Raw genomic sequence first — 13,760 nt, forward strand, 5'->3', positions numbered from 1 at the left:
CACATGCGGCTGGTAGATTGCCATCGCCGGCAAGCCGGCTCCTACAGGTTTTAATCCGGTTTCTACCAGGAGAACTCGAGCTGTTCGTTGCCATTGCTTAAATCCAGCAACCGCACCCCAATCCCCAGCAACCGCACCGGCTTCCCACCCCGGTTAAACGCCTGCGTCAGCAGTTGTTGATAACTCTCCAGATCCCGCCCTGCCCCCGCCTGCTCCAAGGTGGTCTGGGTAAAGTCATGAAATTTCACCTTAACGAACGGCTTGCCTGCCCGGTAACTGCTGTCGATGCGCGCCATGCGTCCGGCCAGGGTTTCCATGAGTTCGGGGAGTTTGGCCAGGCAACTTGAGAGATCCGGCAGGTCCACGTCGTAGGTATTTTCCACACTGATCGACTGCCGGCGACTGTCGTTCTGCACCACGCGGTCATCGATCCCACGGGCCAGGCTCCACAGCCGCTCGCCAAAACTGCCGAATTCGCGCACCAACGCCAGCTTGTTCCACTCGCGCAACTGCAGGCAGTCTTCGATTCCCAGGCGCGCCAGTTTGTCCGCCGTGACCTTGCCCACACCGTGCAACTTGCTCACGCGCAACTGCGAGACGAAGTCTTCAACCTGGTCCGGGGTGATCACGAAGAGTCCGTTGGGCTTCTTCCAATCGCTGGCGATCTTGGCCAGGAACTTGTTCGGCGCCACGCCGGCGGACACGGTGATGTGCAACTGGTTGGAGACACGCCGGCGAATATCCTGGGCAATGCGCGTGGCACTGCCGCCGAAATGCGAGCTGTCGGACACATCCAGATAGGCTTCATCCAGTGACAACGGCTCGATCAGGTCGGTGTAGTCGCGAAAGATGGTCTGGATTTCCTTCGACGCTTCCTTATAGGCGTCCATGCGCGGCTTGACGATGGTCAGGTCCGGGCACAGCTTCAAGGCATGGCGTGACGACATGGCCGAGCGCACGCCATAGGCCCGCGCCTCGTAGTTGCAGGTAGCGATCACCCCGCGCCGGTCGGCCGAGCCACCCACCGCCAGCGGTTTTTGCGCCAGGCTCGGGTCATCGCGCATCTCGATGGCGGCGTAGAAGCAATCACAGTCGACGTGGATGATTTTGCGCTGCGTCATATAAACGGGGGTGTGTACCTACGGGTGGCCAGTATCGCACTCACACCTGTATATAGCACCAGTAGTTTGATTCTTCTGCTTGAGCGGTAGGAAAAATCCCGGATGAATTTATTTTCTCAATCGGATTTGGCCTGCTGATAGAGCTGAAACCCTCGGCCAGACTGGGCTGGCGGGGTATCGAGAGGCCACCTTGGAGAGCTAACCGATTGAACCACAAGCGCTTTTCTTCGATTCACGGGTTGACACACCTGCGTTCCTCTGTAGAATGCCGACACACAGACGCGGGATGGAGCAGTCTGGTAGCTCGTCGGGCTCATAACCCGAAGGTCGTCGGTTCAAATCCGGCTCCCGCAACCAAACATCAAAAAAGGCTACTCGAAAGAGTGGCCTTTTTTGTGCCTGCTCGTTTTTCCTTCCTGTACGAAAATTGTAAGACAAAAAAATCTTTACTCGTCGCGCACTTACCGCCCTTGGTCAACCTGTAACGACAAATTCACACTTATTTGACCCATCAGCCCATTAACGGTTGACACCCCGCCGTTGGGCTGTAGAATGCCGCCCACAGACGCGGGATGGAGCAGTCTGGTAGCTCGTCGGGCTCATAACCCGAAGGTCGTCGGTTCAAATCCGGCTCCCGCAACCAAACATCAAAAAAGGCTACTCGAAAGAGTGGCCTTTTTTGTATCCGGTGAAAAAGTTCTTCTGAAACAATGGCATGGCATCTTTCATGAAACCCTACACGGTTTGTTGAGTCCATCTCTTTGCAAGCTATGCTCAATGCTCAATCGCTACCCTCTACGACCAATGGCCGCTGTCGCCGCACCCGGTGATACGCGTTAATATTTGTAATTATTTTGTCCATAGGGATTGGTAACTTGGCTGGATACCTCCATCCTGTCGCGCACAATCCACGAGGTGATTGATGCGCGCCAACTCGTCTGAACCACAAGACACTGTTACAGCAGAACAACCGATCACACCCACCCGTTTGCGTTGGCTGGATCTGGTGAGCAAGTACCGGCAACCCATCGGGCTGGCCGTCACCCTATTGTTGTTCGCCATCGCCCTGATCGCCTGCCGCCACCTGCTGTTGGAACTGGACCTCTACGCCCTCCACGACTCGATCCTGGAAGTGCCCAAGCCCGCCTTGCTGGGTGCGTTTGCGGCGGCCGTCGCCGGTTTCGTCATTCTATTGGGCTACGAATTTTCCGGCGCGCGCTACGCGGGCGTGAACCTGCCCGCCAAAACCCTGGCCCTCGGTGGCTTTACCGCCTTCGCCATCGGCAATGCGATTGGCCTGTCGATGCTCTCCGGCGGTTCGGTGCGTTACCGTTTATATGCACGCCATGGCATCGGGGCTTCGGAAGTCGCGCACATGACAGTGTTCGCCAGCCTGGCGCTCGGTACTGCACTGCCGCCACTGGCTGCACTGGCGACACTGAGCAACCTGCCCGCCGCATCGACCTACCTGCATTTGCCACAGGCTGTGCTGGGCGGTATTGCTGGCGCGGTGCTGTTGTTGTCGGCGGTGTTGTGCATCGGCATTTATCGCCGTCGCCTGCCGGAACAACCCTACCCGGATAACCTGCTGGTAAAAGCCGGTCGTCGCACCCTGCGCCTGCCGGGTCGCCGCCTGACCTTCCTGCAACTGATCATTACCGCGCTGGACGTGGCCGCTGCCGCCACTGTCCTTTATATGCTGCTACCGGAAGCGCCGCCGTTCGGTCCCTTCCTGCTGGTGTACCTGCTGGCCTTGGCCGCTGGTGTGCTCAGCCATGTGCCGGGCGGTGTGGGCGTATTCGAAGCGATCCTGCTGGCGGCCTTCGCCGACAAACTGGGCGCCGCGCCATTGGCCGCCGCCCTGCTGCTGTATCGCATGATCTACGTGGTGTTGCCGCTGCTGATCGCCTGCGTGTTCCTGTTGGTCAACGAAGCACAGCGCCTGTTCCAGACCCAGCAAAGCCTGCGGGTCGCCTCGGGGCTGGCAGCGCCAGTATTGGCCGTGCTGGTTTTTTTGTCCGGCGTGGTCCTGCTGTTCTCTGGCGCCACGCCCGAAATCGACTCACGCCTGGAAAACATCGGCTTCCTGATTCCCCACCGCCTGATTGACGCCTCGCACTTTGGCGCCAGCCTGATCGGCGTGCTGTGCCTGTTGCTGGCCCAGGGTCTGCGTCGACGTTTGTCGGCTGCCTGGATGCTGACCATGGTGCTGCTGTTGGTCGGCGCCCTGCTCTCGCTGCTCAAGGGTTTCGACTGGGAAGAAGCCAGCCTGATGACCATGACCGCGATCCTGCTGGCGATCTTCCGACGCTCGTTTTATCGCGCCAGCCGCCTCACCGAACTGCCCTTCTCGCCGCTGTACCTGGTGGCCAGTGTCTGCGTGCTGGGCGCTTCGATCTGGCTGCTGTTGTTCGCTTATCAAGACGTACCGTACAGCCATCAACTGTGGTGGCAGTTCACCCTGGACGCCAATGCCCCCCGCGGCCTGCGCTCGCTGCTGGGCGCCGCCGTGGTGCTGGTGATCGTGTCGTTGACCTGGCTGCTGCGCACCGCGCGCCCGGTGATCCACTTGCCGACGCCGGACGAACTGGAGCGCGCCAGCAAGATCCTGATGGCCTCGTCCCAGCCCGACGGGGGTCTGGCGCTTACCGGCGACAAAGCGCTGCTGTTCCACCCCAATGATGAAGCTTTCCTCATGTACGCCCGTCGCGGCCGCAGCCTGGTAGCCTTGTACGACCCGATTGGCCCGACCCAGCCACGGGCCGAGATGATCTGGCAGTTCCGTGACCTGTGCGACATTCACCATGCCCGCCCGGTGTTCTACCAGGTCCGCGCCGAGAACCTGCCGTACTACATGGACATCGGCCTCACCGCCATCAAGCTGGGCGAAGAAGCCCGCGTCGACCTGAAACGCTTTGACCTGGAAGCCAAGGGCAAAGAGATGAAGGACCTGCGCTACACCTGGAACCGCGGCTCGCGGGACGGCCTGTCCCTGGAGATCTGCGAGCCGGGCACCGCGCCGATGGACGAGCTCAAGGTAATCTCCGATGCCTGGCTGACCGGCAAGAACGTACGGGAAAAAGGCTTTTCCCTGGGACGTTTCAGCGACGACTACCTCAAGCACTTTCGCATCGCGATCATTCGCTTCGAAGGGCGCCCGGTGGCCTTCGCCAACCTGCTCGAGACCTACAACCACGACCTGGCCAGTCTCGACCTGATGCGCGCCCACCCGGACGCGCCCAAGCTGACCATGGAGTTCATGATGGTCGGCCTGATTCAACACTATAAGAGTCACGGCTACGCCCGCTTCAGCCTCGGCATGGTGCCTTTGTCGGGCCTGCAACCACGACGCGGCGCCCCGCTGACCCAACGCCTGGGTTCGATGGTGTTCCGTCGTGGCGAGCAACTGTATAACTTCCAAGGTTTGCGCCGCTTCAAAGACAAGTTCCAGCCTGACTGGGAACCCCGTTACATGGCCGTGCCCGCAGGACTTGATCCGCTGGTGGCACTGGCCGATACCGCCGCCCTGATCGCGGGCGGCTTGACTGGATTGGTGAAACGCTGATGATTCGACGCTCCTGGCGGTATGTATTGGCCTTTGTAGTGCTGCTCGCCCTGGTCCTGGGTGGCGGCTATTGGTACTGGAACCGCCCTGCCCCCCAGCCGACCCTGGAGCAACTGCCCCAGGCCGATGGCTCGGTGATGACCCGGGTAACCCCGTACGGAGCGCCGAAAGCCCGTGTGGCCGTGGCCGTGATGCCCGATGAAATCCTGACCGACAGCCAACTGGTCGCCTTGAGCCAAGGCGGCAAGGCGCAGATTGTCCAGGTGATCCTGCCCAAGGACGACTGCAAGCTGCAGGAACAAGCGCTGCAAAACGCCCTGGGCCAGCTCAAGGGCCAAGCAACGCTGGTCAGCGGCATCGGCCCTGGCGCCGCCCTCGCCTGGCGCTGGCTGGCCACCCAGAACGACGACAAGGCCAACGCCATCTCCGTCGGCTTCGCCTTGGTGCAGGAAGGCTGCAAGGATCCACTGCCAAAGACAGCCGCACACGGCAATTGGCTGGTGGCCTGGAACGACAACCCTGACGATGAAAGCGCCAGTTTCGTACGTGACACCCCGCGCGCCACCACCAGTATCAGCGACTACGACATTCACTACCCGCAAGTGCTGAACAACGAGCTGCGCAAGCAACTGGTAGGTTCGGACAACGGCGGCCTGGCAATTCCGGTGGTTGAAGTCCCGGCCGGCCAAGCGAAGGACACCGTCACCCTGTTCCTCTCCGGTGATGGCGGCTGGCGTGACCTGGACCGTGACGTGGCCGGTGAAATGGCCAAGATCGGCTACCCGGTGGTGGGTATCGATACTCTGCGCTATTACTGGCAGCACAAGACCCCGGAACAAAGCGCCAAGGACCTCACCGAACTGATGCAGCACTACCGTCAGAAATGGGGCACCAAGCGCTTCGTACTGACCGGTTATTCGTTCGGCGCCGATGTATTGCCGGCCATCTACAACCGCCTGCCGGAAAACGAGCAGCAGCGCGTGGACGCGATCATTCTGCTGGCGTTCGCGCGCACGGGCAGCTTCGAAATTGAAGTGGAAGGCTGGTTGGGCAACGCCGGTAAAGAAGCCGCCACCGGGCCGGAAATGGCCAAGCTGCCCCCTGAGAAAGTGGTGTGCATCTACGGCGCGGAAGAGGTCGACGAGAGCGGCTGCACGGACAAGACAGCCGTGGGTGAAGCGTTGAAGTTGCCAGGTGGGCATCACTTCGATGAGAACTACCCGGCGCTGGCGAAGCGGTTGGTGGATATCATCGTGAAGCACCAGGCCAAAACCGAATAAGCTCTTCCCCCGTGGGAGCTGGCTTTTGTGGTGAGCGGGCTTGCCCCGCGCTGGGTGGCGAAGCCGCCCCAATAAGAACGCCGCATTCTGTCAGACAGAATGCGGCGTTTGGTTTTAGGGCTGCTGCGCAGCCCAGCGCGGGGCAAGCCCGCTCACCACACAAGCCCGCTCACCCCAGGTAGCTTGCTCCTACAGCGTCTAGCGCGGTTCGATGTGGGCAATCATCAGTTGCACAGTCTCATTCCCACGAAACTCGTTCACATCCAGCTTGTACGCCAACTCCACCCAACGCACGGTCGGGTTCGGCCAGACCTCACGGTCCACTCCAAAGGCAATGCCATCGAGTTTCACTGACCCGCATTCAGTCTTGAGCACCACCTTCAGGTGCCGCTCACCCACCACCCGCTGCTCTACCAACTGGAATACACCGTGAAAGACCGGCTCGGGAAAGTGCTGCCCCCACGGCCCGGCATGTCGCAATGCGCGAGCCAGTTCCAGATGAAACTCTTCCACCGCCAGGGTGCCGTCGGACAGCAGGCGCCCGGTGAGGTCTTCTTCGCGCAGTTGCCGGCGCACTTCAGCGTCAAACGCTTCGGCAAACAGTGGGAAGTTTTCCTCGCGCAGTGTCAGGCCAGCCGCCATGGCGTGACCGCCGTATTTGGCGATCAGGTTGGGATGCTGGCTCGCGACCACCGCCAGGGCGTCACGGATATGAAAACCCTGCACAGAGCGCCCTGAGCCCTTCAACAGGCCATCACCGGCGTCGGCAAAGGCGATGGTCGGGCGGAAGTAACGTTCTTTCATTCGCGATGCGAGAATCCCGATCACGCCCTGGTGCCATTCCGGATCGAACAGGCACAAGCCGTAAGGCATCGATTCCACCGGCAGGTCCTTGAGCTGGGCCAGGGCCTCGCGCTGCATGCCTTGCTCGATGGACTTGCGATCCTGGTTCATGCCGTCCAGTTGCGCGGCCATTTCCCGCGCGGCGGCAACGTCGGTGGTGAGCAGGCATTCGATGCCCAGGCTCATGTCATCCAGGCGCCCGGCGGCGTTCAGGCGTGGCCCGAGGATAAATCCCAGGTCGGTCGAGGTGATGCGTGCGGCATCGCGCTTGGCCACTTCCAGGATCGCCTTGATCCCCGGCCGCGCACGGCCAGCGCGGATACGCTCCAGGCCTTGATGCACGAGGATGCGGTTGTTGGCGTCCAGGGGCACTACGTCGGCCACGCTGCCCAGGGCAACCAGGTCGAGCAATTCACCAATGTTGGGTTGCGGCTTGTTGTCGTACCAGCCCAAGCTGCGCAGGCGCGCACGCAGCGCCATCAGCACGTAAAAGATCACACCCACGCCGGCCAGGGCCTTGCTCGGAAACTCACAGCCGGGCTGGTTCGGATTGACGATGGCATCTGCCGCCGGCAACTCATCACCAGGCAAGTGGTGGTCCGTCACCAACACCTGCAACCCCGCCGCTTTCGCCGCCGCCACGCCTTCGACGCTGGAAATGCCGTTGTCCACGGTGATCAGCAACTGCGGCTCGCGCTGCAGGGCGACAGCGACAATTTCCGGGGTCAGGCCGTAGCCGTACTCGAAACGGTTGGGCACGAGGTAATCGACATGGGCCGCACCGAGCAAACGCAGGCCCAGGGTGCCTACGGTGCTGGCGGTGGCGCCATCGGCGTCGAAGTCACCGACGATTAAGATACGCTGGCGCTGCTCCAATGCGGTCACCAGCAAGTCCACCGCCGCATCAATCCCTTTGAGCTGTTGATAGGGAATCAACCGGGCCAGGCTTTTATCCAGCTCGGCCTCGGACTGCACCCCGCGCGCGGCGTAGAGACGGGTCAACAGCGGTGGCAGTTCACCGAGAAACGGGAGGACGGCGGGCAACGGGCGAGGATCGATACGCATGGGAAGCAGGTGAATTCTCTTCAATAAACGGTAGGAGCGAGCTTGCTCGCGAAAATCGTTAACGATGACACGGATTGCCTAGATGAACGCGGCGCCCTCAGGTTCTTCGCGAGCAAGCTCGCTCCTACAGGTTCAGCCGCGTTCGCCGACCAGCCATTGCAGTTGGACTTCATGCTGGCCACGGTCGTCGGTGACGAACATCGTGCCTTCGCTGATCATCACATCCCACTTGATGACGCGGGGCATGTCCTTGGCCAGGGTCTCCAGGACTTCCTGGGGCACGGCGGCGATGTGTACGTTTTTCAGGTTATTCGCCACCGGCACTACCTTGCCTTCCCACACGCGCAAGCTGCCGTAGGCCAGCAGGCTGGTGCGTTCGGTGCGGCGCGAGCACCAGGTGAGGCGGTCGGCGTCGGGCTGGCCGACTTCGATCCAGTGCAAAACCCGATCATCCAGGCTTTTTTCCCACAGGGCTGGTTCGTCTACATCTGACAGGCCGCGCCCGAACGACAACTGCTCGTTGTACCAGAGGGCGTAGGCCAGCAGGCGCACGGTCATGCGCTCTTCGGTTTCCGACGGGTGGCGGGCGATGGTCTGTTTGACGCTCTCGTACACCGAGCGATCGAGGTCGGTGAGGTTGAGTTCGAATTTGTAGGTCGTGGACGGCTGGGCCATGAACGGGCTTCTAGAGACAAGGAAAGGCGGCCAGTCTAACCGATGGCGAGGCTATTCAACGAATCCTGCGCTGCCCAGGGCTACTCGCCTATGTTAAAAGGCATCACACCCACGCCCTGCGCAGACAAGGATCCTCATGTCGTTCAACGCCAAACCGCTTGCCGGACTGAAAGTCATCGAACTCGGCACCCTGATCGCCGGCCCGTTTGCCTCCCGTATCTGTGCGGAATTCGGCGCCGACGTGATCAAGGTCGAGTCTCCCGACGGCGGCGACCCGCTGCGCAAATGGCGCAAGCTGTACGAGGGCACATCGCTGTGGTGGTTCGTGCAGGCGCGTAACAAACAGTCGCTGACGCTGAACCTCAAGCACCCCGACGGCCTGGCCATCCTCAAGCAACTGTTGGCCGACGCCGACATCCTGATCGAGAATTTCCGCCCCGGCGTGCTGGAAAAACTCGGCCTGAGCTGGGAAACCCTGCACGCCCTCAACCCCAAGCTGGTGATGGTACGTCTCTCCGGCTTTGGCCAGACCGGGCCGATGAAAGATCAGCCAGGGTTTGGTGCTGTGGGCGAATCCATGGGCGGCCTGCGCTACATCACCGGCTTTGAAGACCGCCCGCCGGTCCGCACCGGTATTTCGATCGGCGACTCGATCGCCGCGTTATGGGCGGTGATCGGTGCGTTGATGGCGTTGCGTCATCGCGAAGTCAATGGCGGTTTGGGGCAAGTGGTGGATGTGGCGCTGTACGAAGCCATCTTCGCCATGATGGAGAGCATGATTCCGGAGTTCGACGTGTTTGGCTTCATCCGCGAACGCACCGGTAACATCATGCCCGGCATCACGCCGTCCTCGATCCACACCAGCGCCGACGGCAAGCATGTACAGATTGGCGCCAACGGCGATGCGATCTTCAAGCGCTTTATGTCGGCCATCGGTCGAGAAGACCTCGCCAACGATCCTGCACTTGCCAGCAATGACGGGCGCGATAGCCGCCGTGATGAGTTGTATGGGGTCATTGATCGCTGGGTGAACTCGCTGCCGCTGGGTCAGGTGGTAGATATCCTGAATAAGGCCGAAGTGCCCGCCAGCCGCATCTATAGCGCCGAAGACATGCTCGGCGACCCGCAATTCCTCGCCAGGGAGATGTTCCTCAAGGCCAAGTTGCCTGGCGGCAAGGACTTCAAGATGCCAGGCATCGTGCCCAAGCTGTCGGACACGCCGGGCAGCTGCGAATGGGTCGGGCCGCAGTTGGGTGAACATAACAGCCAGGTACTGGGCAGGCTGGGTTATGACGCTGCCGCCATTGTGCGTTTACGTGAGGCAGGCGCGATCTGATGATCCGCAGGCTTGCTCAGCTTTGCCTCGGCGTCATGCTCGCCTGGGGCCCGACCGCCAACGCTGAAGACACGCTGGTCTGGCTACTACGGGACTTGCCTCCCCTGACCATTTTCGAAGGCCCGCGCAAGGGCCAGGGTGCGCTGGATCAACTGTTGCCGATATTGAGCGAACGCCTGCCGGAGTACCGCCACCAAGTGCTGCACGTCAATCGCGCACGGGGCATGCAAATGCTGCGTGAGCCCACGTTCACCTGCGATCCTTCATTGCTGTGGACGGCCGAACGGGCCAGGTACGTCGTGTTTTCCAGCCAGGCGTTTGTGGTGGCCAGCAATGGCGTCACCATCCGACACGACCAGCAGGACGCCATGGCGCCTTACATCACGCAAGGCCAGTTTGACCTGCAGGCGTTCCTCGATGCTCACACGTCAAGGGTGGGAGCCATCGCCGAGCGCAGCTACGGGCCTGTCATCGATGAACAGCTCAAGCACGCTGATGCGCACAAGCTCGCACTGCATTACGGCAACGACGCCTTGGGTAGCCTGTTGCAGATGCAACGCCTGGGCAGACTGGAGGCGGTGTTGGGTTATTGGCCGGAAATCCGCTATCACGCGATGCAGCAGGGCATCGTCTCGGACGACTTGATGTTCTACCCCATCAAAGGCTCGGCGCCTTACCAACGGACGCACATCGGTTGCTCGGATACGCCCCAGGGACGCCAAGCCATCGAAAGGATCAACCAGGTCCTGCGCGAAATCCCACAAGAGCAGATACAGCAGTCCTACGCCTCATGGCTGGACCCCGTCATGCGTGAACAGTATCTGCGCGATAACCCGAGTTTTTTCCAGGACTCGCCGGCCCCCTGACAAATCGCAGGCAAAAAGAAACCCCGGAGCGTGGGGAGACACTTCGGGGTTAAACGTGGCCTACAAAGACCAGTACAACAAGACACAAACACCGGAGCACAATGTTTGCTCTTGTTGTTACGAAATCTGACCGGCCACGCTGTAGGAAGTTTCCATAATTAAACAATTCTTCATGCGGCGGTGGCGTTGCGGGTCTGGGCTGCGTTGCGCAAGGCCGCGATGACCGAGGGTTCGACGCGCCCTTCGGCAATTTTGATGTCACGCAGCAGGCAATCCACCACATCCACCAGCACGCGTTTGTCCATCAATTGGGCGCGGTCGACTTCACGTTCGACCACAATGGCGCCAGCAGGATTCTTCACGGTTACCAGGCACTCGTCCTGCACACCAGAGGTGGTCAGCGTAACCTGATAAGGGCTCAGTGCTTCTTCGAGCAATAGGCTGATACTTTCCATCTCGATCACCACTCAATAGTTCGGGAACAATCGTTTCAACGGGAGAGCTGCATCTATCCTAAGTGACTGGTTGTGACGTAGGAAAGTTCGCTTTTTCGTCTTTTGGGGCCGTCAGGGGGTGACGGATTCCAGCATGCGCTTGCAACATGACAACGAAAAAACGGCCGCACATAACTGCTTACGCAATGGGTGGCTGATTTGAGGTTTTCCGGGGGTTGAGGCCGGAGGTGAATCCTATACTCGTTGAGCACTGGTCACGCTGCAACGCAGGTAAAAGCGCATGTCAAAAGGCCCTTATTGCGAAGGATGAAGATGATGGCGGAACACAATGAACAGCAAACATCGACAGACAGAATGCACGCCGAGGTCTCACGTATTTTTGCTGAAATCGCACGTATGAACGCAGAGCAGAACAAACTCAACAAAGAATCCCTGAAGATAACCTGTGAGACTTTCTGGTACCCGGTGGGTATCGCGACAGGGTTCTATGCCGCAGTCGGCACCGTCATAGTCGTCGCGCAGAAACTATTCTCGTAACACTAGACCGGGCCTGCCAGAAACAGAAAACGCCGCTGCCCCACGGAAGGGAAAGCGGCGTTTTTGTGCACCGTGCCCCCACCACTTTCCACCATCACTGGGTTAACAGGCTAAAATCCCCGAATTGTCCGGGGAATCTATCTTGAGAAGCGCACCTGAAAAACCCTTGCGCATCATCCTTGCCGACGACCATCCCATTTTCCTGATTGGTCTGCGAGCCGTCTTGGAACGCGATGAACAGTTGGAAATCGTCGGCGAAGCCAACTCACCCCAGTCCCTTGCCCAATTGCTGCAACACTGTGCCTGCGACCTGTTGATCACCGATTTCATGATGCCCGCCGAACCCCAGGCCGACGGTTTGCGACTGATCGAACAACTGCGCCGGCATCACCCAACGCTGCCCATCGTCGTGGTGACTATGCTCAACAACGCTGGGTTGTTTCACGCCATTCTGGAGCTGGGTGTCATGGGCCTGCTGAGTAAAGCCAGCCTCGCGAATGAATTGCCTGAAGCCGTCCGGCGGGTACGCCAGCAGCAATGCTATGTGGCCCACACCATTCGCCAGTCACTGAGCGCCATGGGCACTGACCGATTGCAGTCCCACGAGCAACTGTCGCCCCGCGAGCTGGAAGTGATTCGCCTGCTGGCGAGAGGGCTGACCGTGGGTGAGATCGCGGCACATCTGCATCGCAGCAAGCAGACAGTCAGTGCGCAAAAAGTGAGCGCCATGCGCAAGCTCGGGCTCAGTACCGACGCATCATTGTTTATCTACGTGCAGGAGCATGGGTTGGCCTAGCCTCGTGGCCGAGCCACTCTTTCAGTGCCTGAGCGTCCATCGGCGGGGCAATCAGGCGGCCTTGCAACCAGGCAGGGCCCAGTGCACAGGCCGCCTCACGATCGGCTGTCGTTTCAATGCCCGCAATCACCACGTTCATGCCCATACGGCTGGCCATGCTCATGGCGCCTGCGACAACGGCCACTTTGCGCTCATCACCTGCCATTCCACAGGCAAAGGCCGGTGGTATTTTCAGCTCGGTGAAAGGCAGCTCCAGCAAACGCTGCAAACTCGTACCGCCGACGCCGAAGTCACCGATAGACAACTTGCAACCGATCATCCGCAAACGTAGCAAGCTGCTGACATGAGCACTGTCGGTGTTCAAACGGGTGGTTTCGACCAGTTCCAGCGTCAGGCTATGGGCGGGCACGGCATAGCGTTGCAGCAGGCGCTGCAGCCTCTGGGGAAAATGCGCATGCTCCAGCATCCGCCCGGGAATGTTCACCGCCACTGGTAAGATCTCGCCCGTATCCCACGCTATCTGGCTGACAAGGCCTAGGGCCTCTTCCATCACATGCCAGGTAAACGCCTCCTCCATGCCGGCAAACTCCAGCACCGGCAGGAATTCATGCGGTAGCAACACTTCTCCCTCAGGTAGGTACCACCTCGCCAGCACCTCAACCCCTTGCAATACGCCTGCCTGGCAAACGATAGGCTGAAAGCTGGCGCTGGCGTAGCGCGCGATGGCTACCTGGCAGGCATCCACCGTAGGCGGCAATTCATCCTGCTCATTCACCCCCAACAGTTGGCGTACCCTCTCCCAGGACACTACCTGCGGCCCTGGGCGTAAGTGTTGCCGGCAAACCGTCAGCAGTTGCCCGATCAGCTGTGCCGAGGCGGGTTTGGGCAAACACCTGAGCACATTCAACCCGGCCTGACGCGCCATGTTGGCGACACCCTCCAATACGTTGGGCTCAGCATTGCTTAACAGGATCAGCACCTGAGTCTGCCGCAGCTCGCCCAATTCGCGAATCAGTTCAAGGGCATCGCCTTGCTCCAGATAGAGGTCGCAAATAGCGATGTCTACCGGCCCCTTGCTCGCCAATGACTGCCGGGCGGCCTCTACTGTTTCGGCCGTCATTACATTGAATACACCATTGGCATTGAGCATCTGGTGCAGGGCCATCAGTTGGAACGGGTTATCTTCGAGGATCAAGACATTGAGGGAGCGCATGACAAACT

At 60.1% G+C, this 13,760-nt stretch carries 11 protein-coding genes and 2 tRNA genes; 8 read left to right on the forward strand and 5 right to left on the reverse strand.

Annotated elements, in window-relative coordinates; translation table 11 throughout:
* Nucleotides 1-62 precede the first annotated feature (62 nt).
* Nucleotides 63-1,121, reverse strand: coding sequence for a DNA polymerase IV (gene dinB, locus WH299_RS11450; RefSeq protein WP_122728652.1), 1,059 nt, complete (start codon nt 1,119-1,121; stop codon nt 63-65).
* Nucleotides 1,122-1,401: 280 nt separating this feature from the next.
* Here dinB and WH299_RS11455 point away from each other — a divergent pair.
* The 4 genes from WH299_RS11455 to WH299_RS11470 all read left to right on the forward strand — a co-directional run bounded on the left by WH299_RS11455 (nt 1,402) and on the right by WH299_RS11470 (nt 5,966).
* A tRNA-Met gene (locus WH299_RS11455) sits at nt 1,402-1,478 on the forward strand.
* 209 nt (nt 1,479-1,687) lie between these two features.
* Nucleotides 1,688-1,764: transfer RNA gene (locus tag WH299_RS11460), tRNA-Met, on the forward strand.
* A gap of 279 nt (nt 1,765-2,043) precedes the next feature.
* Nucleotides 2,044-4,686, forward strand: a complete 2,643-nt coding sequence (gene mprF, locus WH299_RS11465; RefSeq protein WP_028617801.1) for a bifunctional lysylphosphatidylglycerol flippase/synthetase MprF — start codon at nt 2,044-2,046, stop codon at nt 4,684-4,686.
* Complete coding sequence (locus WH299_RS11470; RefSeq protein WP_339550312.1) at nt 4,686-5,966, forward strand: virulence factor family protein; 1,281 nt, start codon at nt 4,686-4,688, stop codon at nt 5,964-5,966. The genes mprF and WH299_RS11470 overlap by 1 nt, the downstream gene beginning before the upstream one ends.
* A 198-nt stretch (nt 5,967-6,164) precedes the next feature.
* Here WH299_RS11470 and recJ read toward each other — a convergent pair whose 3' ends face one another.
* A complete protein-coding gene (recJ, locus tag WH299_RS11475; protein ID WP_028617803.1) occupies nt 6,165-7,874 on the reverse strand; it encodes a single-stranded-DNA-specific exonuclease RecJ in 1,710 nt (569 codons plus the stop codon).
* 132 nt (nt 7,875-8,006) lie between these two features.
* Complete coding sequence (locus WH299_RS11480) at nt 8,007-8,549, reverse strand: YaeQ family protein (RefSeq protein WP_016977727.1); 543 nt, start codon at nt 8,547-8,549, stop codon at nt 8,007-8,009.
* Between the two features lie 136 nt (nt 8,550-8,685).
* Here WH299_RS11480 and WH299_RS11485 point away from each other — a divergent pair, with 136 nt between their 5' ends.
* Together WH299_RS11485 and WH299_RS11490 are read left to right on the forward strand one after the other, a co-directional pair.
* Nucleotides 8,686-9,885 (forward strand): CaiB/BaiF CoA transferase family protein, encoded by a 1,200-nt coding sequence (locus WH299_RS11485; protein ID WP_339550313.1) that lies wholly within the window; start codon nt 8,686-8,688, stop codon nt 9,883-9,885.
* Nucleotides 9,885-10,751 carry a TIGR02285 family protein gene (locus WH299_RS11490; protein ID WP_126570701.1) on the forward strand — a complete coding sequence of 289 codons (867 nt, stop codon included), beginning with the start codon at nt 9,885-9,887 and terminating at the stop codon, nt 10,749-10,751. The genes WH299_RS11485 and WH299_RS11490 overlap by 1 nt, the downstream gene beginning before the upstream one ends.
* 170 nt (nt 10,752-10,921) lie before the next feature.
* Here the strand turns inward: WH299_RS11490 and WH299_RS11495 are convergent, their stop codons facing one another.
* Entirely contained in the window at nt 10,922-11,206 is a 285-nt protein-coding gene (locus WH299_RS11495) for a DUF3509 domain-containing protein (RefSeq protein ID WP_028617806.1), read from the reverse strand.
* 315 nt (nt 11,207-11,521) lie between these two features.
* Between WH299_RS11495 and WH299_RS11500 the strand changes: the two genes are divergently transcribed.
* Both WH299_RS11500 and WH299_RS11505 read left to right on the forward strand, forming a co-directional pair.
* Entirely contained in the window at nt 11,522-11,743 is a 222-nt protein-coding gene (locus tag WH299_RS11500; protein WP_049711681.1) for a hypothetical protein, read from the forward strand.
* A gap of 142 nt (nt 11,744-11,885) precedes the next feature.
* The gene (locus WH299_RS11505) at nt 11,886-12,539 is read left to right on the forward strand and encodes a response regulator transcription factor (protein ID WP_123478481.1); all 654 of its coding nucleotides are present in this window, start codon (nt 11,886-11,888) and stop codon (nt 12,537-12,539) included.
* On the opposite strand, the gene WH299_RS11510 is transcribed toward WH299_RS11505, so the two are convergent.
* On the reverse strand, nt 12,508-13,752 hold the full coding sequence (locus WH299_RS11510) for an EAL domain-containing response regulator (RefSeq protein ID WP_323624752.1): 1,245 nt from the start codon (nt 13,750-13,752) through the stop codon (nt 12,508-12,510). The two genes, WH299_RS11505 and WH299_RS11510, sit on opposite strands and share 32 nt — an antisense overlap.
* Nucleotides 13,753-13,760: the final 8 nt, after the last annotated feature.

The sequence above is a fragment of the Pseudomonas sp. MYb541 genome (assembly GCF_037479595.1).
In the GTDB taxonomy this organism is placed as follows: domain Bacteria; phylum Pseudomonadota; class Gammaproteobacteria; order Pseudomonadales; family Pseudomonadaceae; genus Aquipseudomonas; species Aquipseudomonas canadensis.